Here is a 20,173-nt window from a genome sequence, read left to right as displayed (position 1 = left end):
TGGAGAAAGAAAAGGGCATCAAGCCTTTATGGCAAGCTTGATGTCCTCGGCCTTGACGGTCTTCCTGCCGGCGTGCTTGGCGAGCTCAACAGCCTTCTTGGCGATCTCAAGAGCCTTCTCCTCGAGGTGCTCGGCGAGAACCTTGGCAGCCTCCTCACTGACCCTCTGGGCACCAGCCTTCCTTATAAGTCTGTCAACTGGGGCAATTGGAAGCTCAGCCATCTCAACCACCCCCGCAAAGGTTTTGTCGTTTTCTTTTAGGGCAAAGGAGATATATAAACCTTTCGGATTTTGAGGCCTCTCGACCCCGCGATAAGCTCCCATCCCGACGCCATCACCCACCGGCCCCCATATGCCCATCAGGTGTTGGTTGAATGAGCAAGGAGGTGTAGGGGAGCAAATATATTGGATAGAAGGCACCACCTAGGTTGGACCCCCTCACAACCCGTGGCGGCCTATGAGCCCTTTCTCCTCCCATCGAGGATTCGCCAGGTAGCGGGAGTAATGGCCCTATTCTATCCGCCTACCCAATGACTAACCAACGCCCCCTCAGCCGATAACCCTTCAGAAGCAGGAGTGATAGGGTCACTGCCATGATATCGGCAAGGCTTCCAGGATTCCTCAGATCGCCCCTCTCTTCCATGAACCTCTCAAAATCCTCCAGGGTCATTTCACCCAAAAGAACGGCACATGCTCTCTCTCTTACAAGCCTCGCCTCCTCCGGGCCCGCCTTCCTGAGAATGAGCGTGTCTTCCCTCTCAGCAAGGAGCTCCAAGAACGCCCAAAGAACGGCCTCCTCAAGGGGCTTTTCTCCGACGAGTTCTTCGAGCCTTCCGAAGGTTTTATACACAAGGGAATAGCAGTTAAGCCACTCACAGAATATTAGTTCCCTTTCACAGCTCATCTCGGCCAGCCTGAGGAGGTTCACACCGTCCCTCCTCAACTCCTCGAATGATTCGTCGCTGTATACGTCATACTTGACGCCCTTAGGAATTCCCTTGGGGTTCGCAATCCTTATGGCCCTGTAGAGCTCTATGGAGTCCTCAGGCGTCGAAGCCTCTATGAGCGTCCGGGCGATCTTTCCCGCACCCTCAACGCCACCAGAAGGAAGGGCGACCACTAGGGGCACGGAGAGAGTTATCACGCCGAAGTTGGGGTTGGCGTCCTGATAAGCCTTTGACTTCTCCACGGCCGTTCTTATGAACCGGCCTATATTGGCCTCTTCAAGAGGTCGGCGGCCCTCCGCAATTTCCTTCCCCCTGAGGACGGCCTCGCGAAGCACGTCGGCCCACGCGGGCGAGGCGAAGATGAAATGGTAGAGGGTGAGATCATTGAAGTCCCTGCGTCTGCTCACGTTTCCCGGCTTCGGAACGGTGGCTTCCAGTAGAGGGCCGATGACAAACGCCTTAACGACCTCCCACGGGTCCACGAACGTCACCTCTCGATGCTAATCTCACCCACAATGTTCGAGAGGTAGACGGACACCGTAGCGTTACCCTCACCCACCGAGTTAAGGACTTTACCCAAGACGTGCTCTATGCTAAGAGAGACGCCTACTCCAGCGGGAAGCTCGACCACGACGTTTCCCACGACATCCTCCACAATGGCATCACCGCCCGCATGGACCACCAAGTTGCCGACCACGTTTTTAATCGTGTAGCTGGTCCACACATCTCCCCAGAATTCCCCTACCAAGTCTTCGACCCATATGTTCTTTACATCCGCGGAAACCACGGCGTCTCCCACAACATCCTCGATTTTTACGGTCTCAAGGGGCCCGCCCACTACGATGACTATGGTGCCGTTTCTGTATTCACTGCAGACGTTCTTTCCTCCCCTTACTGGGCAGTAGATCCTCAAAGTTGCCCCGCTAAGAGTTGCGTTCACAGGAAGGTTGCTCTTGACGAGGATATGAGATATGTTTCCTTCCACAACCCTAACGTTCCCGACGATATCCCTGACGATGAGAGATGTTGCGTTGAAGCTTCCAACATCGGCCAGGGGACCCGCGGTTTTCTTGGGGTAGAAGTCCTTCACGAAGAGGGCTAATGCAATGGCCGAAAATACCACCATCGTAAGCAATATCACCAAGGCGAGACCAAAAAGACTTCCTTTTTTAACCATTTGAAAACACCTGTGGAGATTCCAGCGTGCGCCGTATAAGCTTTACGCTCAAAAAAGTTAAGAAGCTCAGCGGAGGAGCTTAACGAAGTCCATCATCCAAGCATAGAGGTCACCGGGGTGCCTCGAGCTGACCCAGTTGCCGTCTACGACGACCTCGGCATCGATCCACTCGACGCCTGCATTTATCATGTCATCCTTTATGCCGGCGTAGCTCGTTCCCCTCCTGCCCCTGAGGACGCCGAAAGCGTCTGGATCGACCTCGTCGAACGTCATGTCAACTTTCACCACGTACCCGTGCTTTCCAGTTATGGTTCCCCTCTCGAAGCTCGCCACCTGACCTCCTCCCCGCCCTGAAGGGCGAGGGTTCCAACGAATTAACCCCTCGCCAGAGGCGGTTCGGTTCGCGGGCCCATCACCTACCCCCGTTACCAGTTTCGGTTCAGCCCGCAGGCCGGGTCTTCGGCCCGTTACCCCTACCGGCAAACCCGGATTAGGGTTATCGTTTAGAGGCCACCCCTCAGAGTTTTTGACTGCCAAGAGGCAGTCTTTTGAAAGGACGCTTAACAGCGCCAACCCTCCAACGCTGGAGGGTAACGTGAAACCCCTCATCTCATCGGGTTATCTTACGGTGGCCTCTTCGAGGCCTTATTACGCTGGCAAGACTTAAAAAGGTTTCGGTGGTTAGAATGCTCGACTCAAGAATACTGCAACCCCGCCCTAAAGGACGAGGCTTTCACCGGCACGTAAACCTCGTGGCCATCCTCCTTGAGTCTGTGGAGCGGGTATATCAGCTCCACGTCCTCGAACTGGTCCGCACTCAGAAACAGCACCCTCATATCAATCACCAAAAGTCATTTCTGGGCCCAGCTAAAACAGTTTCTATTCAGAACTGGTCAAGCGACTGGTAGCCATTTCGGCCAGGTATAAACAAAAATAAGGAGGAACAGTCAACCGAGAGCAGCCTGGACTGCCAGGTCGGCCCTGACTATTCCATAGCCGTAGTAGATATCCCATCCAGGGTCTCCAAGATCGTCCGCGGTAACGTGGAGGATTCCCCTGACGGTGTTGGTGCTCATGTCGTCGAAGGTTCCAACCGGAAGGACCTTTCCGTACTTGTTGTAATAGGCAGCCTGTATGAGGGCAACGACACCGCTGACGTGCGGGGTTGCCATTGAGGTGCCGCTGAGGGTCTCGTAGGTGTCGTCCGGGTATGTGCTAAGGATGTCAACGCCCGGAGCAGTGACTTCGGGCTGGAGGTTGCTGAAAGAGGCTATAGCATCGGTAGAGTCTGTGGCACCGACGGCAATGACCTCGGGATAAGCCGCTGGATAGCTTGGCTGGTCAGCACCATCATTACCGCTAGCGGCAACGATAACAACACCGTAGTTGTATGCCTGGATTATTATGTCGTGGAGGTACTGGTCATCAGTTGGACCACCAAGGGACATGCTTATAACTTCGGCGGCATCGTCATCGGGATCACCAACAATTATTCCATCGCCGTCAGCATCGAGGACTCCGTCCGGACCAAGGAGGGCCTGCTCAATACCGATGGCTATGTCTGTGTAGGTTCCGCTTCCCGTCCTGTCGAGAACCTTGATTGCGTATATCTCAACCTTCGGGGCTACACCAACGACACCCATATCGTTGTTGAGGGCAGCTATGGTTCCAGCAACGTGGGTTCCATGGCCATTATCGTCCTGATGGTCTCTGGCTTTTCAGCAACGGCAGGGACGGCGAAGAGTACTGCCAGAAACAGTAGGCTCATTAACAACCCAATAGCTACCTTCTTGCTCATTTAACAACACCTCAGTACAATTTTATTCGCTCCCACATGATAGAGCACATATACTTAAGTTTTTCGTGAATTGCATATTGACATTTTATCATCCAAATATAGGAAAATCCAATGTACAAAATACAACAATCCCCTCAAAATGTGTTTTGAAACATTTCTAAAAGGATGCCTGAAATGCCAAAACATTGCGCTCAGGGAGACTAAAACTCCAAGATACTTAACTTAAACATAATAGAAAATTGAAAATTTTTCGACAATGGAGGGGAACAATCCTGGTCCATCAGGTTTTTTAAGAGGCTACTCTGACTTCCATCCAGAGTGAGTTAGGTGAGGCTAATGGCGATAGTCGTGAGATCCAATCCGAACATGCCCGAGGAAATCGCGGGGCTCTTCAGGAAGCAGCATTACATCATAGTGGGCCACCACAGCGGCGTCAAGCTCTGCCACTGGCTCAAGGAGAGCCTGACAAAGGGCCGCTTTTGTTACAAGCAGAAGTTCTACGGCATTCACAGCCATCGTTGTCTGCAGATGACACCGGTAACGGCATGGTGCACCCACAACTGCATATTCTGCTGGCGCCCAATGGAGGGGTTCCTTGGAACCGAGCTTCCAGAACCATGGGACGACCCAGCCTTCATCGTCGAGGAGAGCATAAAGGCTCAGAGAAAGCTTCTTGTCGGTTACAAGGGCAACCCAAAGGTTACCAAGGAGACGTTCGAGGAAGCTTGGCATCCAAAGCACGCAGCCATAAGTCTCTCTGGCGAGCCTATGCTCTATCCATACATGGGTGACCTCGTCGAAGAGTTCCACAAGCGCGGTTTCACGACATTTATAGTCACCAACGGAACCGTGCCGGAGAGACTGGAGGAGATGATAAAGGAGGACAAGCTACCGACGCAACTTTATGTCTCAGTAACGGCCCCCGACATAGAGACTTACAACCGCGTGAACATCCCCATGATACCTGACGGCTGGGACAGGATACTGAGGACGCTCGAGCTCATGAGGGACCTGCCCACGAGGACTGTGATAAGGCTGACATTAGTCAAGGGCGAGAACATGCACAACCCCGAGGGCTACGCAAAGCTGATAATGAAGGCTAAACCGATGTTCGTCGAGGCGAAAGCCTATATGTTCGTGGGCTTCTCCCGGAACCGCTTAACGATAAACAATATGCCGAGTCATGATGATATCAAGGCCTTTGCGGAGGCCCTCGTTAGGCACCTGCCCGGCTATCACATCGAAGACGAGTACGCGCCCAGCCGTGTCGTCCTCATAATGAGGGATGACGTAGAGGAAAGGTTCATAAAGCACTGACCCTTTTCCTACCTTCCTCCCTTTTAGACTTGAGAACTGGACCATTGAGGTAGGTGAAGTTTTTTCCAGGAAATGGGCAAAGAAATATAAACTACCCCTTCCCCAACATTTTCGGAGGCGAGAGCCATGGCGGAGGAAAGGAAGACGAAGCAGGCAGAGGTAAACATAGGGATGGTCGGTCACGTTGATCACGGCAAGACCACGCTGACGAAGGCCCTCACGGGCGTCTGGACTGATACCCACAGCGAGGAGCTGAGGAGGGGCATCACGATAAAGATAGGCTTCGCCGACGCCGAGATAAGGGAGTGCCCCAACTGTGGAAGGTACTCAACATCGCCCGTCTGCCCCTACTGTGGCCATGAGACAGAGTTCGTCAGGAGGGTTTCATTCATAGACGCTCCCGGCCACGAGGCCCTGATGACCACGATGCTTGCCGGTGCCTCCCTAATGGACGGGGCTATCCTAGTCATAGCGGCCAACGAGCCCTGTCCCAGACCCCAGACGAGAGAGCACCTGATGGCCCTTCAGATAATCGGCCAGAAGAACATCATCATCGCCCAGAACAAGATAGAGCTCGTGGATAGGGAAAAGGCCCTTGAGAACTACAGACAGATAAAGGAGTTCATAAAGGGGACCGTAGCCGAGAACGCTCCTATAATACCCATCTCGGCTCTCCACGGAGCCAACGTAGACGTCCTCGTTAAGGCCATCGAGGACTTCATACCTACCCCCAAGAGGGACCCTAACAAGCCTCCCAAGATGCTCGTTCTTAGGAGCTTCGATGTCAACAAGCCTGGAACACCGCCGGAGAGGCTCGTGGGAGGTGTGCTGGGTGGCTCCATCGTCCAGGGCAAGCTGAAGGTGGGAGACGAGATAGAGATAAGGCCCGGCGTTCCCTACGAGGAACACGGCAGGATAAGGTACGAGCCAATAACCACCGAGATCGTGTCCCTCCAGGCTGGAGGGAGATTCGTCGATGAGGCTTATCCCGGCGGCCTCGTCGGCGTTGGGACGAAGCTCGACCCTTACTTGACCAAGGGTGACCTCATGGCCGGAAACGTCGTCGGAAAGCCTGGAAAACTTCCGCCCGTCTGGGAGGACCTAAGGCTTGAAGTTCACCTCCTAGAGAGAGTCGTCGGAACGGAGCAGGAGCTCAAGGTGGAGCCTATCAAGAGGAAGGAGGTCCTGTTGCTCAACGTGGGCACGGCAAGGACAATGGGACTCGTCACGGGCCTCGGCAAGGATGAGATCGAGCTTAAGCTCCAGATACCCGTGTGTGCCGAGCCGGGCGATAGAGTGGCTATAAGCAGGCAGATAGGGTCGAGGTGGAGACTCATAGGCTACGGCTTTATCAAGGAGTGACTTCTCTCCTTTTCTTTCGGTGATTTTTCATGAGGCGCCCCTGGCTTGTGGTTCCCGACACTAACTTCCTCCTGGTTCCAGGCCAGTTTGGTGTGGACATAATCGGGGAGCTGGAAAGGATACTCGATGTGAGATACGAGATGGTAATCCCCAATGTTGTCCTCGAGGAATTGAGGGTCATAGCGGGTAAGGTTAGGGGCAGGGACCTCATAGCGGTGAGAATGGCCCTTGCGATAGCTGAGCGCTTTCGGGTCATAGAAATAGGAAGGTTCGGCGAGAGACCCACGGACGAGCTCATATATGAGTTTGCCGTTAATAATGACCGCGTTATAGTAGGTACCAACGACAAAATGCTCAGGAAAAAGCTAAGAGAAGCTGGCGTTCCCGTCGTTTTTCTGAGGCAGAAGAAGAGGCTTGAGCTTGAGGGTATGCTGGAGTAAGCGGGTTATGCATTTCGACGAAAGGCTTAAATATCTAAGCAAAAAGTCGAGGACATGCGCCATATAAAACCCGAGCCTATGTTGGCCAAGTGGAGGGATTTTAAAATAGAGCTTTCCGAAGAAGAACGAGAGGAGCAGAAGCCAAGGGTCAGGCTAATTACGACCGTTAAACGCGTTCAGCTCTCGTAGCCCTGATGATGGCCAGCTCCTCGAAGAAGATCCTCTTCTTCGCGATTACTTCAGTCTCGAAGCCGTGCTCCTCGAAGAGCTTTGTGGTACCTTCGATGCCCTCGCCTGTGAGAGAGCTAACAACGACCAAAACTCTCCCGCTAGCCGAGAGATACTCGTCGACCCGGGCTACAAATCTTCTGAGAACCTCGTCGCCCCTCGGGCCGCCGACCAAGGCCAAGTCTATTGGCTCTTCCACCTTCTCACCCGGAAGATAGGGCGGATTGAAGGTTATGAGGTCGAAGGTTCCCCTAACGTTCTCAAAGAGGTCGCTCCTGATAAAGATGGCGTTTTTTATCCCGTTCAACCGCGCGTTCTTCCACGCGAGTTCAATAGCCATGGGGTTTATGTCAACACCCACGACAAATCTCGCCCTCCTCGCGGCGAGGAGAGCTATTATTCCCGCTCCGGTCCCCATGTCGAGAACTATTTCTCCCTCCCGAACGTCGAGATTCTCAGCTAGAAGGAAGGTGTCCTCCGCAGGTTCGTAAACGTCTGGATGAAGCTCTATCCTGAGGCCGGCGTAGTGGATCGCCATAAGAGGGACAATAGAAGAATTTGGCGCCCGGGCCGGGATTTGAACCCGGGTCACGGGAGTGACAGTCCCGTATGATAGACCGGGCTACACCACCCGGGCGCTTTGAGTGGCCGGCGGCGTCCCCGGCTTCCCGCCCCCTCTCGGAGGGCAGTACAACCGGGATCGCTGGGGGGCTTAACTTCCGGGTTCGAAACGAGACCGGGTGTGGCCCCCCCGCTATGGCCGCCGTGCCGGAATACCCTCAGAGCCACCTATTTAAAAACTTTTCGGTCCCACGCCAGCAAGACCTCGAAGGCCCTCAGGACATCCATCTGGTCTTCGGTTTCAATGGCACTCGGCTTGAGGGATCGAACCTTTGAGAGGGCGTCATGGAGGGAAAGTCCCTGGGAATACATCAGGTAGGCGACTGCCACTGTTCCGCTCCGTCCCGAGCCGCTGAGGCAGTGAATTAGAACTTTCTTACCCTCCCTGACCCTCGCCTCTATCCACTGGACTATCTCAAGGAGCTGCTCAAGGCTAGGGGCCGGGAAGTCGGGTATGAGGGAGTAGAGAACGTCCACAACCTCCTCCAGGGCCTCAATATCGTATTCAAGTTCGAAGTCCTCCACAAGCACGACAAACGCCCTGAACTCCTTTAGCAGTTCGCCCAGCTCCTCCAGGGTGGGCATCGGACTGAAGGCCACACGTTCGGTCACGAATTTCACGTGGACAATCTCCCCCTAAATTCCGTGGTCGGAAATGTTTAAAACCTGCCGGTCCAGAAAGCCTAAATTAGCGAATATCAGAGGGGTTCGAACTCGTTGATTAATAGGTGATACTGCCTTTTGTCAAGGGCCTTCTCATCAACGGCGAGTATCAACGCGGAGTTCAGCATTCTCAAATGATCCTTCAAGTTAACGAGGAACTTGAAGACGCTTGAAAACTCGTTGTATATAAGGAGATATTCAAGGCAATCTATAACAACAATAGCATGGTTACTTTCCCTTGCAAATCTTATAGCATAATCCTGGATGACGTGGAGTTTTGTGGGAGGAATACCAACGTCCGTGGCCTGACTAATCCACACGATTTTTACATTCTCATCGAGACCTTTATAGAACTCCGGAGAACGCGTAAAAACTAATATCGGCACCTTAAGTTCTTTTATCATATTTATGACCTCGACAATCTTAACTCTCGAGCCAGAAATTATGTAGGCGCCAACTAGTTTTTTCTCCTCACTGTTGTTGTTTGCAATTTTTGGCGATGGTGATACGAGGACGTATTTAACCTCAAGAAATTTGAGGTAATGAACCGTGGTATATATAACCCCCGCTATTGAAACTCCATATAGAATCGCCGTGGCAATTTCCCCGTAAGGCACCTCAATAAAATTGTCTACGAGGTCTATCACCCTCCCAATAAAGCCGAAACCAAGGAATATTGCCGCTCTACGAGCAAACGATCTGAGTTCGGCCATGTACCGGTTCCATCTCCTTAAGAAGAAAAGCCATACATAACCAATAACCGCAAGCATTGTGATGTCATATGCAACCTCATAGAGAGGCACTATAGGTTTTGCCACTTTCTTCACCTCTCGCCCCAATTTTGCTCAAACACTATGCAGTAGATGTCTTTTTAAACTTAAACCTGCCCAGTATCAAAAACGATCTTTCACACTTCGACTACCAATGCCCTACTTGCATCTCTCTTAGCGGAGGTCTGTGGTGAGGCATCCAAAAAAGATATGAAAATGGAACAACAAAGCTTCAGGCCTTTACGACCAGCTCATGGAGCAGGGAATACAGAATGAAGTTGCGACCCTTGAGGTGGGAGCACTCATCGGGAATGTCGGCATCAAGGATCTTGAAGAGTGGCTGGGTACGCCTTCTAGAACCTTATAATTAGCTCAAGGGACCACGTCAGGACCTCTCACCACGGTGCTCTCAAGGCAGTACGATGTAGCCTACGAGCCGCAGATACTACCGCAGGATGAGGAGGAGGCCATAGTGAACTCCTGATGAGGTCTGGAATGCCGACGAACTGAGTGCTCGTTCCTTATCTCCATTTTCTTCGCTCTAACGTTGCACTCCATCAGCGTCTCAGCAACGCCTTTTATGAGCTTGTGAGAAGGAGCAGAGATATCGAAGGGATAGATTCTAAGAAATTTATGGAGCTCGCCGAAGAAGTTATCGGGAAAGACCTAACAGAGTTCTTCAAGAAGAAAATTTACGGCACTTGAACTATCCTGCTATGATTCCCATTTTCGTTTAGTAACAATGTGCAGTAGTGCTCCAATGACAAATGCCACCACGCAGAATCCGTAAACCTCGATGCCAGAGAACAGGCCATAGAACGGATTCCAGCTCAGAGGAAAGAAGGGCTTTATATCCATATAAAGAAAAGAATCAAGGACTATGTGGAGCCAGATCCCGCTCAGCGCAGTGATTCTGAGCTTCTTGATGTTCACCTCTTTTCCAAACTGGCTGTAGAGGACGACCATACCTTCCGCCAGAATCAGAGCAACGAGCGCCCCTCCGAGGAATGTGTGGAAGAAGCCGTGGAGAGGGTAGCCGTAGCGCAGGTCTAAATCGTAGGTCATCACGAGAAAGGGCTCAAAGTCCACGATGACGTTAGCGATCAGGAATGTCGGGAAGTCGAGAGTTGTCGCGAACAGCAACGCCGGGCCAAGATGAAAGGGAGTGAACGGCATGTTTCAACGAATCTCCTCGGAGTTATAACTTTTTCTGTTAGGAAAAGTTCTTAAGCTCATGAATTTTGTTTCATTGGGTGGCCCCCATGAGAAAGGTGTCCAAAGTGATAGTAGCTCTTGCAGTTCTCACCTTGATGTGTGTCATCGTGGGGGTGAATGGAGAGAAAATAATCAATGCAATCGGCTTCCAGTACCTTGACGAAAGGGAACTCTACAATGCCGGCGAGTTCAAAGTGGACATCCTTCCTGCCAATGTTCACGTCGATGGATACGTCGAGGGGAGGCTGTTCTCGGTTTACGTCCTCGACAAACACAATCTTGAGCACTTTAAGAAGGGCGAGAGCTTCACGGCGGTTTACTCATGGGAGAACATCAACTACGTTAAGCTGAACTTCAACACTACCGAGAACCTCTACATCGTAGTCAAGAACGAGTTGAACGAAAGGGAGTGGATACACTTCAAGGTTAAGGCCAGTAGATGAACTTCCGAAAGGCTTTCTTGAGCGGCCTTGTCGGGTCAAACTTCTCCACCAGCCCCTCAACGACGTCTTTAGGAAGGCCGCTCTCGATTAGAACCTTTCTGAACCTCCTCTTTCCGCGGTTTATCACACCCACTAACCCAGCTAGCTTGAAGAGTAAAAGGGGAAGTCGAAGAAAAAAGCGAAGGGGAAGTCTCAAGCTCCCTCCTCCCCATCGTTTCCAGGCTTTTTAGGTGTCTGCCCCACCATCTTCATCCACCAGTTGCCCTGCTCCTTTCCATGGCCCATCACGCTTCCAAGGGACTCCATAAGCTTCTTGACGATGTTTATGCTGTCCATGTACTCCTTCGTCAGTTTTGTAGCCTCTTCTTTATCCATACCTGCTTCAACGAGAGTTTTATAGAACTCTGCCACACTTCTGCCCATAGCCTCTATCCTGTCTGGGCTATAGAGCTCTGCGAGGAGGTCCTTCAGCGGCCCAATAAGGTTCTCCATGACGTCGCCAAGCTTTTCCACAAGCTTTCCGACCTGCTCAAGGTCTTTGTCTCCCTCGTAGGCCTTGATGAGGTCTTCCACAATCTTCGCCTTCTTCTCAAGCAGCTCTACTTCCTCCGGCGTCTTGGCGTTTTTTATCCCTTCAACCAGCTCATCTAAAAGCCTTTCCAGCTGCTCGGGGGTTTTCTTCCCAGTCTCAACATCCACCATATCAACCACCTCAGTAATCATTAAGCTGGTCAAGCCTAATCGGCATTCCGATCATTTCAAGCCACTTCCTGACCACTTCCCTTGAGAGGGTGTAGGTCTTCCCCCTCTCGCCGGGAACCTCAACGACGATGCCGAGCTCCTTAAGCTCAGTCAGCTTTGCACGCACAGTATTTCTGGAGGCTTTCCCGCGCCTGCCTTTGAGCTCGCGCGCTATCTGACTTACGTTCGCGCGCTTGAGGTCAAAGAGAATCCTCACTATCTCCCTCGCTATGGGATCGCCCCTTACCTCCGGGACTGCCACATCGATGCCCAGCTCCCCATGCTGAGCGTAAATATTGAGCAGCTTGAGATAAGCCTGGGCTAGCTGAGAGACCAGGTTAAAGCTCTTCCTGAGCTCGGCAAGGGCTTTCTTGAGCTCCTGGACTTCCCTGGCAAGGTCATCGTCGGGCATGATTTTCTCTTGTGTGCTCAAGGCTTTAGCTTTTCTGGTTAGGTTTGAGCAGAATTATTTTAAAAGTCGGATTCAGAAAGCACCTCCATGAAACAAGCCCTCTACCGCCTCTACCTGCTCACGGCTTCACTCAGAGACCGTTGCCCTACCTTGGAGCATCTTGAACGCTACGGGCTCACTGATAAGCATAGGCAGCTACTCGCTCTTCACCCACCTGCCATGGGTCATCCTGCCACCTCTCCTCGGCCGAACCCTTGACAGAATGGCCGAAAAGGTGAGGCTGGCCTTTCTCGCGCTCATCCTTCAGGCTTTCCTGGCGGTTCTCATAATCCCTCTCTCCTCAAAAGTCTGGGCCTTCTATCTCCTCGTCTCAGGGATCTCAGCTTTAGACATCCTTCACCGATACTACGGCTTTTCGCTGGTTGCCTCGATGACCCTCCAAGAGTCCGAACTTCAGAGGCTCAACGCGACCAAGGAGACTGCTGGCGAGGCCACTTCACTCCTCGCGTATCCACTCGCAGGTTTTCTCGCCTACCGCTTCGGAATATGGAGCATGCTGATAGATGCAGCCCTCTTACTCATCGGTGCACTCACGCTGATTCCGTACCTCAGCGTTGAGGTGAAGCGGAAAAAGAGACGGAAGAAAGGTCCAAACCAGCTAAAATTAGCAGAAAGCTCGTCATCGGCTTCATGGTAACTCTCCTGCTCTTCAACTTCGCCCTTGGCTCCTTCAGGATATTCGTCTTCTCATCGCTCAGGGCCCTGTAAAAGGGGGAGGTGATATATGGCCTACTTCAGTCGCTGACAACGGTGGGGAGTTTAGTGGCCGTTCTGGGAATCACCTACTTTGCCCACAGAAGGAAACTGGATATCAGAAGGCCACTCTTAGCTGGTATGCTGCTCCAGAGCTTTGCTATCCTCATCGTCGGTGTTCCCGTACTGATAACGCTCTTCTTTCAGGGGTGCCTTTGATGCCATGGTGACACTGGTGATCCCCATCTCGCAGCTGACCTTCGCGTGGCTGATTGAGAAAAATCTCTCCAAACCCCCTGCTCTCATCGACGGCATTCATCATAGCCGTTATAGCCCTGGCATTCATGAGGTTCAGTCTGAGAGAGATTGGGTAAGATTGAAGAGCTTTTCCGCTTGGGCATCACTCAGCTCTTTCACTCCCCCGTTCTGGAGTATCGCGTTTATTTCCCGAGAAATCTTGTTGATAAGCTCCACATTGTCGGATATTTTCTCCTGAGGATTTTGACTGTTCATGGCTGTGTGGAAGTAGACCTCCAGATTACTGGCCGCCACGTGGAGCCTCCAGTATCTCTCATCCTCATTCAGCAGATAGAGGGAGAACGACGCCTTTTCCAGCGTCACAGAGCAGTAAGTGTATCTGCTTAGCCTCTCCCTAAAGACGTCATTGCTCACGTTGTTTTCGAGCATGATTCCGAGGGCGTTCATGTCTTCAAGGCAGAAAAGGGCGGTGTTTGAAACCTCAAACAGCCCATTCACAGTGGCCTCAACCTCTCTTCCCCTGATGGTATAAGTAACCGAGGGACGCGGCAACGACCAAGAGCACGGCGATGATGAGCGACGCAATGCGCCCCATTAATACCACCGGGCGTAATTGGGAAAGGGCCTTAAAAGGTTTTTCTCTGATTCTTCCAGACATTTGTCTGGAAGAGGAATAACTCCGCAAATCTATTCCGGATGGGAAGTTGAAGGGATCACAATAAGTGTAGTTGGACTATATGTGTGCAAATTTGGAATAGGAACAAGAGAAACAACTTGTGGCCATGTTACGAAAACAAATAAGGTCTCAGTGGGGCACCGGTGTTCGTGAAGCCGTACTATACTCCGAGTACAAGGATAGTGGGAATTCACTCAGGTTTCAGTGAAATTGAGAAATTGACGGAATATTCCGTGAGTTAGGAAATATGGAGGTCGCATACAATGGTTAAGCGCTCGATAATAGCCGTTTCCATTTTTCTTTTGCTGTTTTTCGGAGCTTTTGTATTTTCCCAAGCAATGAAAACGGTCGAGGTCTACGTGACCGTCTACTATCCCGGAGAACTCGAGGCTGATGGCTACTACGTAAAAGATGATCAAATAACTCTGACGTTCCACGTCCTCAAGGGCTCTGAGGACCTCAAAGGGCACTTCGAAAAGTTCAAAATTCGGTGCTTCCTCTGCAATCTCGACCTTGAGAACGCGACCGTTGTGGTTGATATTGATGGAACACCTTTGTATCCAACCTGCAGAGATTACATCATGAGCTTCGACAAAGGGGGTAACATCAAGGGAATGCACTATGTCGTTAGTCCTTACAACTTGACCGAGATTGCGAAGATTAGGATTTTGGAAGGATACGTATTCAGAGAGCTAAAATTTGAAAATAACACTCTCACAATTTTCTTATCTCCTGGAAATGGTGAAGAAGTTGAGATTATTCGGTCAAATATCATAGCAGAACACCAGAAGGGGCTTAAGAGGGGATGGGTAAAGGTTGTCTATACTGATGGGAGTAGAAAATGGGAGGGCAGAGTGTATAGCATGGGAGAAGGAGAGTGTCCGGTGCTCATCGAGGCAGAGTAACTTCCAAAGCAATGTGTAAGTCCCAAATTTTCGTCATGGGGGGTCTCTGGCTGTTGCTACATCTCTATCTCTGTCTCTGTTCATTCAGGGGGTACTTCAGAAAGCAAAGGCATAAATGCAAGAAGGCAGGATATATTGTTGGTGAGAATATGGGAATAGATAGCACGCCTAACCTGGGACGGCGGGCGCGGGTCTTCGACGAGTGGCTTCGAGATGGGCACTTCTACGTCCTCGAGCTTGATGGCAAAGTCATCGGCACGGCAAAGCTCACCCCGACGCGAAGGAAGGAGCAAGGAAGATGAAGGCGATGCTTCCAGCGATGGCGTGGGTTGCTTTTGGGTCGAGGAGGTATACGTCAGGTCTAAGTTTAGAAGGCGCGGAATCGAAAGGAAGCTCGTCAAAAAGGTAGAGCAAGAGGTCTTCAAGTGGAACAGCTGGCTCTACCTCTTCGTTCCCCTCAGGACAAGGATGCAGTAGCCTTCTGGAAGAGGCTCGGTTATGACATGATAAACACGATTGAGCTTGTCAAGGATCTGGAGCCAACACCGAGGAGCGAAAAATCCTCATACTGTTGAGTTCTTAGAAGAGCCCTTCAAGATAGCTAGATGGAGCAGAGAAAGGTTTATCAAGGAGAAAAAGAGTTTTTAGGGTTGTTGAATGAGTTTTACAAAAGGAGAGGAACTAAAGAAGAATTTTTAAGAATTGTGAACTAAGGTACTAAAAGAGTGGTTTAAGTGAAAACCTTTTCCATCCACTCAACTTTACCGATTTCCTTAAAGCCTTCTTCCTCTAAAATCTTCCAGTCTTTCATCCAAACCTGAAGGAACATCCTTTTTCCTGATTTTTCTGGCAAGACACTCGGCAACTTCCACAATTCTTCTGTTGAGTCTCTTCCCATAGATGACGACATTTACACAAAGTCCTTAAATCTAACTCGGAGAGCTCTTTTGTGGAGGTTCCAAAGGAAGAGACCGGAAGTATAAACGGCTGAAATGTTTGGAAACGCTGGAGGATTATCATAATTGGCATAACAGGTCTCTATTTTCATGTTACATTCTTCAACATCTTTTATGCCCTTTATCTGCCAGTCTTTTAATTCAAATCCATTTTTCATATAAAACTTCATGGCATTCCTGTCTTCCGGAATGACGCTTAATCCTTTCAGGCCTCGTTTCTTTGCCCATTCCTTGGCAAATGCCAAAAGCGTTGAACCTATTCCTCTCCCCCTACATCCTTCTCGCACCCAAAGAACATGGATGTGAGCTTTCCCATTGAATGGTAAAAGAAAGCTCGATTTCCCCTTTATCTTCGTAAAGAAATATGTCTCCGCCGGAGTTCCTGATGGCTTTCAGGTAAACTTCAAAGTTTTCCCATGGAGGTTCTCCAGCGTGTATTTCTTCTAAAATATCCTCATCTTCAATTCTTGCTCTTCTTATCATCAAAAAAGCTTAGTCCAGCGCCTTAAAAAAATATTTGCTTAATGGTGGAAACCAGAATCAAAAACGAATAACTGAACTGTCAAAAAGACTTGGGAAGGAGTTTAACGTTTCCCTCGAAGAGTTTTACACATACCCGACCGCTGAGGCTTATGAGGACGATAAATACCCGGATGCTGAGGGCTATCTTAGTGATGAGTATCTGCCGAAAGATGTTGAGAGATAAAGTTGTGAAGAAGGCCTTGAACGGGAGATTTCTTACTACAAACTACAAAAGATGCTCCCAGAGGGTCCAGGATTTTCATTGTGCTGGATGCATTCTTAATTGGTCTTGTTGCTGGTTACTTTAGAGCAATCAGTTATTCTTGGATTCCAGCCTATGCCTTTCACTCAGCGGCTAATTGGGTTGGAATGACTGGCTGGCTGTGGCTGGAAAGAAATTAAAACTTTAAGAAGGGTGTTGGATATAATCATCAAATCTCTACAGACCGATGACGAAAGAAATGCATGTCTTGAAGTAGCCCGCAATTTGTCAGAGTGGTTCAATGAAGCTGGACTCAGGGCTATTGAAGAGGATTTAAAAAGTGAGATCACGTTCATAGCCCTCGATAAAGAAGTCCTTGGTTTCATAACTGTCAAGTCTCTTAATGAAAAAGTCCTTGAAATTCTCTGGATGGCGGTAAGAAGGGAACACAGAGGGAAGGGCATTGGTTCCAAGCTGTTAAACTTCGTCGAGGAGTGGGCAAAGGAACATAGATTTGAAGTACTCCTCGTCAAGACATCCGGCGACCTCTCATACAAGCCCTACGATGAAACGAGGAAGTTCTACGAAAAGAACGGCTTCGTGAGTGTCGCGCTCATTGATCCCTATCCCGAATGGGGCGAGCCTGCACTGATATACGTGAAATGCCTAAAGGGAAAGGAAAAGGAGCATTAGGCTTATAAGTTCATTCTAAAAAGCTCATATGGTGTTTCTATGCGCTGGAGTGAAATTCCTAGAGATGCCAAAGCCTATATGCTCTACCACACCATCATAGCTCCCCAGCTGATAGTCTGGATTCTCTTCCCGCTTTACCTCATGAAGACTGGTTATTCCATCCTTGAAGTCGGAGCGTTTTTTACAGCAGTTAATATCGTCTCAATTCCTCTGACTTATCTCTTCGGCAGGGCCTTTAACCGCTGGGACATTAAGAAGGGGCTAATTGCCATCGATTTTCTCGATGGTGTCGCTTACGTCCTCTATGGATTTGCCAAGGGGACAGTAGCCCCGCTTATGCTCTTTGCGGGTAGGATTGTTGAAAAGCTCTCCACGGTACTCTACCCCCTTTACAGAGCATATGAGCAGATAATCTATCCCGAAGACAAGTACGAGGAGATATTCGCCTGGCACCTGCGCCTTCCAGAGATAGCAAGGCTGATAACCTTTCCCATCCTCGGTTACCTCTTCGGCTACGTCTGGAGCTCTGCAGAGCACTACCGCTTGGCGTTCCTCTTCTTCGGCCTGCTCTCGATACCGACCATCGCCTACATCTGGTTCTTCCTTCCGTCGGTTGGCAGAGAGGAGAGGATAACCTCTGAGAGTTTCACCTTCAGAGTTGGCGAGTTTAAGCTCCTGCTGGCCTTTGAAGCGCTGCTGACTCTGGCGTGGTCCCTCGCGCCTGAGCTGGTGCTCATAAACTACGTCGTCTTCGTGCTCAAGAAGACCGTCTTTGAGGTAACACTGATAGCCTGCGCGAGCAGTGTAGCCTCGGTAATAGGAACCTACGCCAGCGAGAGGGTTCCGAAGGAGAAGGGCTTCCATGTCATCGGCCTCGGAATGCTCATCAACGCCTTCTATGCCCTCGTGATGGCTCTAGCACCTCCTTTCTGGCTGGCACTCGCGGTTTATGCCCTGGGGGACTTTGGCAACACTTTCTGGTTCCCATTTTACCGCTCTTGGATGTTTTCTCTTATCCCAAAGGAGCGGGCGAGCGAGTTCCACGCGGCGATATCGAGCTACAACAGGCTTATTGGGCTTTTCACACCCTTCGTTGCCGGCGCACTGGCGAGCGTACATGCGACGCTGCCCTATGCGGTAAGCTTCGGGCTGTTCCTCTTAGCTGGGGGACTTTTCGTTAAAGGACAAGCCTTTAGAAAGGCGAAGGTCAAAAACAGCTCTCAATGAGAATGGACAATAAAGAAGGTCGCAAGAAGGATTGACGAGGAGACTTTCCTTAGGCCAAGGGAGAAGGTCAGTGTGAGCTCCGAGGCAAGAGAGCTCGTCGAGACGCTCAGGGAGAGGGGCTTTAAGGAGGAGATTCTTGAGCCCTTTAAGGCACTCGGAGACCCAACCGAGCAATTTTGAGGACGGGGCAAGGAAGAGCTCCTCGAAAAATTCGGGAACGGTTTTATCCTCGCTATAGGGGACGGTTACGCGGACGCCAAGATGTTTGAGCGGGCAGACATAGGTATAGCCATCGGGAGGCCTGCTATTACGTTAAAGACCTGCGGGAGCTTAGCGGGCGAGACCGGTTGCGGAAAAATCAACCCTCCTCAAAGTGATGACGGGTCTTTTGATTCCAGATCCTGGAACCGTTAGGGTTCTCGGCTTCGATGCCATTAGAGAATGAAAGAAGCGTTTCTCTCGCAAACGAACGCCCCCTCTACTGGAAGCCTACAGACCTAGAGAACTTGGAAGTCTTCGGCGGCCTCTACGGCATTAAAAACGCCCGGAAGAGGGTTGGAACTCCTGAAAAGGCTTGGCCCTAGCGAGGCTAAGGACAAGCTCGTGGAGGAGTACTCGACAGGCATAACATTCGGAACCCTAACCCTTCAACGGTTGGAGAAAATTGCGAGAAAGAAGGGGCTTCAAGGATTCTAAGACGCCTTTGTCCGAATTTCCTTCTTTATTGAATAGCTCAGGCCATAGGCGGGCCAGAGGCCAGGGGGCTGGGAGTAGTGGTGGAGGTTCCTCAAAACCTTCTCAGCCTCCTTCCTGTTGCTTGCTTTAACCCTAAGCTTTCCCCTGCTTAAGATGACCTCCGCCTTGGGAAGTCTGAGGACGATGTCCTCCCCCCTTACCTCCGGCTTGGCCCTCATTAAAAGGGATTTCAGTTCCTCATAAGCGTCATCCGTTATCTCCTGCTCAAGCACCTCTGCCTCAGGCTTCTTCTTAAAAAGCCTCATCAACCAGAAACTATTCGATTCCTCATCCTCCATCGGCGCTCGAAACCCCCATGAGTTTTTCATTTAAAGGTCCAAAAGAGAGCTTTTAAGCTTTTTCCTAGTGGCGGGGACGATGTGATGAAATATAAAAGTTAGTCAGAGAAGCATCCTGGCATCGACGGCAACAGCTCCATCCTCATAGGCGAAGATCGGGTTGATGTCGAGCTCCTTGATTTCTGGAAGCTCAAGGGCGAGCTCGCCGACCTTGACAATTATGTCTGCCAAAGCCTCGATGTCAACGGGCTTCTCACCGCGCGCCCCAGCCAGAATTGGGTAGGCCCTTATCTCCTTTATCATGTCGAGGGCTTCCTCCCTGGTTATCGGGGCGACCCTGAAGGAGACGTCCTTGAGGATCTCGACGAAGATTCCACCGAGACCGAACATTATAGCTGGACCGAACTGCGGGTCGCGGATCATACCGACTATAACTTCCTTGCCGAGCGGAAGCATCTTGTAGACGATGACGCCCCAGAGGTCTGCATCGGGCTTATATCTCTTGGCGTTCTCCATTATCTCCCTAAAAGCCTGCCTGGCCTCCTCATCGTTCTTGATGTTTATCTTAACGCCGCCAGCATCGCTTTTGTGGATGATCTGCGGGGAAACGATCTTCATAACCACCGGATACCCGATTTCCCTCGCGAATTTCACTGCCTCATCCTCGTTGGTGGCAACTTTGAAGTCCGGAACGGGAACGCCGTATAGCTTGAGTATCTCCTTAGCCTCTGGCTCGACGAGTGGCCTGTTCTCGGCCTTGGCCTTCTCAATGATAGCCCTAGCCTTCTCAATCCTGCTCATATCAATCACCCC

33 protein-coding genes, 1 tRNA gene, 1 rRNA gene and 2 pseudogenes are annotated in these 20,173 nt (G+C 50.8%); 15 read left to right on the top strand and 22 right to left on the bottom strand.

All coding sequences use genetic code 11. From position 1 onward, the window contains the following. Positions 1–18 precede the first annotated feature (18 nt). From hpkB to PYCH_RS09935, 7 genes and pseudogenes are all read right to left on the bottom strand, one after another. Positions 19–222, bottom strand: a complete 204-nt coding sequence (gene hpkB / locus PYCH_RS00980; protein ID WP_048058333.1) for an archaeal histone HpkB — start codon at positions 220–222, stop codon at positions 19–21. A 301-nt stretch (positions 223–523) separates the two neighbouring features. Continuing rightward, the gene (locus tag PYCH_RS00975; RefSeq protein WP_013904970.1) at positions 524–1,429 is read right to left on the bottom strand and encodes a triphosphoribosyl-dephospho-CoA synthase; all 906 of its coding nucleotides are present in this window, start codon (positions 1,427–1,429) and stop codon (positions 524–526) included. Positions 1,430–1,434: 5 nt separating this feature from the next. Further along, positions 1,435–2,091, bottom strand: coding sequence for a hypothetical protein (locus tag PYCH_RS00970; protein ID WP_148236177.1), 657 nt, complete (start codon positions 2,089–2,091; stop codon positions 1,435–1,437). Positions 2,092–2,190: 99 nt separating this feature from the next. Beyond that, positions 2,191–2,457 (bottom strand): annotated as a pseudogene (locus PYCH_RS00965) (DJ-1/PfpI family protein); the annotation flags it as partial. 362 nt (positions 2,458–2,819) lie between these two features. Next, positions 2,820–2,960, bottom strand: a complete 141-nt coding sequence (locus PYCH_RS09745; protein ID WP_373419035.1) for a DJ-1/PfpI family protein — start codon at positions 2,958–2,960, stop codon at positions 2,820–2,822. A 111-nt stretch (positions 2,961–3,071) separates the two neighbouring features. Continuing rightward, on the bottom strand, positions 3,072–3,788 hold the full coding sequence (locus PYCH_RS00960; RefSeq protein ID WP_083816994.1) for a S8 family serine peptidase: 717 nt from the start codon (positions 3,786–3,788) through the stop codon (positions 3,072–3,074). After that, positions 3,785–3,922 (bottom strand): hypothetical protein, encoded by a 138-nt coding sequence (locus PYCH_RS09935; RefSeq protein ID WP_013904967.1) that lies wholly within the window; start codon positions 3,920–3,922, stop codon positions 3,785–3,787. The genes PYCH_RS00960 and PYCH_RS09935 overlap by 4 nt, the downstream gene beginning before the upstream one ends. Positions 3,923–4,258: 336 nt before the next feature. Between PYCH_RS09935 and twy1 the strand changes: the two genes are divergently transcribed. The 4 genes from twy1 to PYCH_RS10260 all read left to right on the top strand — a co-directional run bounded on the left by twy1 (position 4,259) and on the right by PYCH_RS10260 (position 7,230). Beyond that, entirely contained in the window at positions 4,259–5,239 is a 981-nt protein-coding gene (twy1, locus tag PYCH_RS00955; RefSeq protein WP_013904966.1) for a 4-demethylwyosine synthase TYW1, read from the top strand. Positions 5,240–5,365: 126 nt separating this feature from the next. Continuing rightward, positions 5,366–6,601 carry a translation initiation factor IF-2 subunit gamma gene (locus PYCH_RS00950; protein ID WP_013904965.1) on the top strand — a complete coding sequence of 412 codons (1,236 nt, stop codon included), beginning with the start codon at positions 5,366–5,368 and terminating at the stop codon, positions 6,599–6,601. A 29-nt stretch (positions 6,602–6,630) separates the two neighbouring features. Beyond that, positions 6,631–7,041 (top strand): PIN domain-containing protein, encoded by a 411-nt coding sequence (locus PYCH_RS00945; RefSeq protein ID WP_013904964.1) that lies wholly within the window; start codon positions 6,631–6,633, stop codon positions 7,039–7,041. 54 nt (positions 7,042–7,095) lie between these two features. After that, positions 7,096–7,230 (top strand): hypothetical protein, encoded by a 135-nt coding sequence (locus tag PYCH_RS10260; RefSeq protein WP_013904963.1) that lies wholly within the window; start codon positions 7,096–7,098, stop codon positions 7,228–7,230. Here PYCH_RS10260 and PYCH_RS00940 read toward each other — a convergent pair. The 5 genes from PYCH_RS00940 to PYCH_RS00920 form a co-directional block, all read right to left on the bottom strand. Continuing rightward, positions 7,208–7,807, bottom strand: a complete 600-nt coding sequence (locus PYCH_RS00940; protein WP_013904962.1) for a HemK2/MTQ2 family protein methyltransferase — start codon at positions 7,805–7,807, stop codon at positions 7,208–7,210. The genes PYCH_RS10260 and PYCH_RS00940 overlap by 23 nt on opposite strands. 21 nt (positions 7,808–7,828) lie before the next feature. After that, positions 7,829–7,906: transfer RNA gene (locus tag PYCH_RS00935), tRNA-Asp, on the bottom strand. Between the two features lie 9 nt (positions 7,907–7,915). Next, a 5S ribosomal RNA gene (rrf, locus tag PYCH_RS00930) occupies positions 7,916–8,037 on the bottom strand. Between the two features lie 21 nt (positions 8,038–8,058). After that, entirely contained in the window at positions 8,059–8,511 is a 453-nt protein-coding gene (locus PYCH_RS00925) for a protein-tyrosine phosphatase family protein (RefSeq protein ID WP_013904961.1), read from the bottom strand. 77 nt (positions 8,512–8,588) lie between these two features. Continuing rightward, a complete protein-coding gene (locus PYCH_RS00920) occupies positions 8,589–9,371 on the bottom strand; it encodes a DUF835 domain-containing protein (protein WP_013904960.1) in 783 nt (260 codons plus the stop codon). Positions 9,372–9,833: 462 nt separating this feature from the next. Between PYCH_RS00920 and PYCH_RS00915 the strand changes: the two genes are divergently transcribed. Then, on the top strand, positions 9,834–10,028 hold the full coding sequence (locus PYCH_RS00915) for a hypothetical protein (protein WP_013904958.1): 195 nt from the start codon (positions 9,834–9,836) through the stop codon (positions 10,026–10,028). Positions 10,029–10,037: 9 nt separating this feature from the next. On the opposite strand, the gene PYCH_RS00910 is transcribed toward PYCH_RS00915, so the two are convergent. Then, positions 10,038–10,499: a metal-dependent hydrolase gene (locus tag PYCH_RS00910; protein WP_013904957.1), complete on the bottom strand. Its 462-nt coding sequence runs from the start codon at positions 10,497–10,499 to the stop codon at positions 10,038–10,040. A gap of 86 nt (positions 10,500–10,585) precedes the next feature. Between PYCH_RS00910 and PYCH_RS00905 the strand changes: the two genes are divergently transcribed. Then, entirely contained in the window at positions 10,586–10,981 is a 396-nt protein-coding gene (locus PYCH_RS00905) for a hypothetical protein (RefSeq protein WP_013904956.1), read from the top strand. On the opposite strand, the gene PYCH_RS00900 is transcribed toward PYCH_RS00905, so the two are convergent. The 3 genes from PYCH_RS00900 to PYCH_RS00890 are packed head-to-tail and all read right to left on the bottom strand — an operon-like array spanning position 10,965 to position 12,134. Continuing rightward, positions 10,965–11,114, bottom strand: coding sequence for a hypothetical protein (locus PYCH_RS00900; RefSeq protein ID WP_237698679.1), 150 nt, complete (start codon positions 11,112–11,114; stop codon positions 10,965–10,967). The two genes, PYCH_RS00905 and PYCH_RS00900, sit on opposite strands and share 17 nt — an antisense overlap. A 59-nt stretch (positions 11,115–11,173) precedes the next feature. Continuing rightward, positions 11,174–11,683: a hypothetical protein gene (locus tag PYCH_RS00895; protein ID WP_013904954.1), complete on the bottom strand. Its 510-nt coding sequence runs from the start codon at positions 11,681–11,683 to the stop codon at positions 11,174–11,176. A 10-nt stretch (positions 11,684–11,693) separates the two neighbouring features. Next, positions 11,694–12,134: a helix-turn-helix domain-containing protein gene (locus PYCH_RS00890; RefSeq protein ID WP_013904953.1), complete on the bottom strand. Its 441-nt coding sequence runs from the start codon at positions 12,132–12,134 to the stop codon at positions 11,694–11,696. A gap of 160 nt (positions 12,135–12,294) precedes the next feature. Between PYCH_RS00890 and PYCH_RS10070 the strand changes: the two genes are divergently transcribed. Continuing rightward, positions 12,295–12,831 carry an MFS transporter gene (locus tag PYCH_RS10070; protein ID WP_237698678.1) on the top strand — a complete coding sequence of 179 codons (537 nt, stop codon included), beginning with the start codon at positions 12,295–12,297 and terminating at the stop codon, positions 12,829–12,831. An 80-nt stretch (positions 12,832–12,911) separates the two neighbouring features. Further along, positions 12,912–13,106: a hypothetical protein gene (locus PYCH_RS10065; protein ID WP_237698677.1), complete on the top strand. Its 195-nt coding sequence runs from the start codon at positions 12,912–12,914 to the stop codon at positions 13,104–13,106. A gap of 132 nt (positions 13,107–13,238) precedes the next feature. On the opposite strand, the gene PYCH_RS00880 is transcribed toward PYCH_RS10065, so the two are convergent. Beyond that, positions 13,239–13,592: a hypothetical protein gene (locus PYCH_RS00880; protein WP_237698676.1), complete on the bottom strand. Its 354-nt coding sequence runs from the start codon at positions 13,590–13,592 to the stop codon at positions 13,239–13,241. 492 nt (positions 13,593–14,084) lie between these two features. Here PYCH_RS00880 and PYCH_RS00875 point away from each other — a divergent pair, with 492 nt between their 5' ends. From PYCH_RS00875 to PYCH_RS10055, 3 genes and pseudogenes are all read left to right on the top strand, one after another. Then, positions 14,085–14,726, top strand: a complete 642-nt coding sequence (locus PYCH_RS00875; protein WP_013904951.1) for a hypothetical protein — start codon at positions 14,085–14,087, stop codon at positions 14,724–14,726. A gap of 159 nt (positions 14,727–14,885) precedes the next feature. After that, a pseudogene (locus PYCH_RS10060) lies at positions 14,886–14,998 on the top strand (GNAT family N-acetyltransferase); the annotation flags it as partial. Positions 14,999–15,050: 52 nt separating this feature from the next. Continuing rightward, complete coding sequence (locus PYCH_RS10055; RefSeq protein WP_237698675.1) at positions 15,051–15,203, top strand: GNAT family N-acetyltransferase; 153 nt, start codon at positions 15,051–15,053, stop codon at positions 15,201–15,203. 253 nt (positions 15,204–15,456) lie between these two features. On the opposite strand, the gene PYCH_RS09930 is transcribed toward PYCH_RS10055, so the two are convergent. From PYCH_RS09930 to PYCH_RS09730, 3 genes are read right to left on the bottom strand one after another with little or no spacing between them, the layout of a single operon-like run. Continuing rightward, positions 15,457–15,624: a hypothetical protein gene (locus PYCH_RS09930; RefSeq protein WP_158306783.1), complete on the bottom strand. Its 168-nt coding sequence runs from the start codon at positions 15,622–15,624 to the stop codon at positions 15,457–15,459. 12 nt (positions 15,625–15,636) lie between these two features. Further along, on the bottom strand, positions 15,637–15,969 hold the full coding sequence (locus PYCH_RS00870; RefSeq protein ID WP_158306782.1) for a GNAT family N-acetyltransferase: 333 nt from the start codon (positions 15,967–15,969) through the stop codon (positions 15,637–15,639). Next, positions 15,953–16,165 (bottom strand): hypothetical protein, encoded by a 213-nt coding sequence (locus PYCH_RS09730; RefSeq protein ID WP_048058132.1) that lies wholly within the window; start codon positions 16,163–16,165, stop codon positions 15,953–15,955. The genes PYCH_RS00870 and PYCH_RS09730 overlap by 17 nt, the downstream gene beginning before the upstream one ends. Positions 16,166–16,199: 34 nt before the next feature. On the opposite strand from PYCH_RS09730, the gene PYCH_RS09725 reads away from it, so the two are divergent. From PYCH_RS09725 to PYCH_RS09925, 4 genes are all read left to right on the top strand, one after another. Then, positions 16,200–16,388 carry a hypothetical protein gene (locus tag PYCH_RS09725; protein ID WP_013904949.1) on the top strand — a complete coding sequence of 63 codons (189 nt, stop codon included), beginning with the start codon at positions 16,200–16,202 and terminating at the stop codon, positions 16,386–16,388. Between the two features lie 234 nt (positions 16,389–16,622). Continuing rightward, on the top strand, positions 16,623–17,099 hold the full coding sequence (locus tag PYCH_RS00860; RefSeq protein WP_237698674.1) for a GNAT family N-acetyltransferase: 477 nt from the start codon (positions 16,623–16,625) through the stop codon (positions 17,097–17,099). Positions 17,100–17,138: 39 nt separating this feature from the next. Next, positions 17,139–18,326, top strand: coding sequence for an MFS transporter (locus PYCH_RS00855; protein WP_048058131.1), 1,188 nt, complete (start codon positions 17,139–17,141; stop codon positions 18,324–18,326). Between the two features lie 555 nt (positions 18,327–18,881). Next, positions 18,882–19,022: a hypothetical protein gene (locus PYCH_RS09925; RefSeq protein ID WP_013904945.1), complete on the top strand. Its 141-nt coding sequence runs from the start codon at positions 18,882–18,884 to the stop codon at positions 19,020–19,022. On the opposite strand, the gene PYCH_RS00850 is transcribed toward PYCH_RS09925, so the two are convergent. Together PYCH_RS00850 and PYCH_RS00845 are read right to left on the bottom strand one after the other, a co-directional pair. Further along, positions 19,019–19,360: a hypothetical protein gene (locus tag PYCH_RS00850; protein ID WP_013904944.1), complete on the bottom strand. Its 342-nt coding sequence runs from the start codon at positions 19,358–19,360 to the stop codon at positions 19,019–19,021. The genes PYCH_RS09925 and PYCH_RS00850 overlap by 4 nt on opposite strands. Positions 19,361–19,462: 102 nt before the next feature. Continuing rightward, entirely contained in the window at positions 19,463–20,161 is a 699-nt protein-coding gene (locus tag PYCH_RS00845; protein ID WP_013904943.1) for an acetate--CoA ligase family protein, read from the bottom strand. Between the last annotated feature and the right edge of the window lie 12 nt (positions 20,162–20,173).

It is taken from the genome of Pyrococcus yayanosii CH1, from assembly GCF_000215995.1.
GTDB classification, from domain to species: Archaea; Methanobacteriota_B; Thermococci; order Thermococcales; family Thermococcaceae; genus Pyrococcus; species Pyrococcus yayanosii.
The sequence above is the reverse complement of the archived record's forward strand: the minus strand, read 5'-3'. Positions and strand labels throughout refer to the sequence as shown.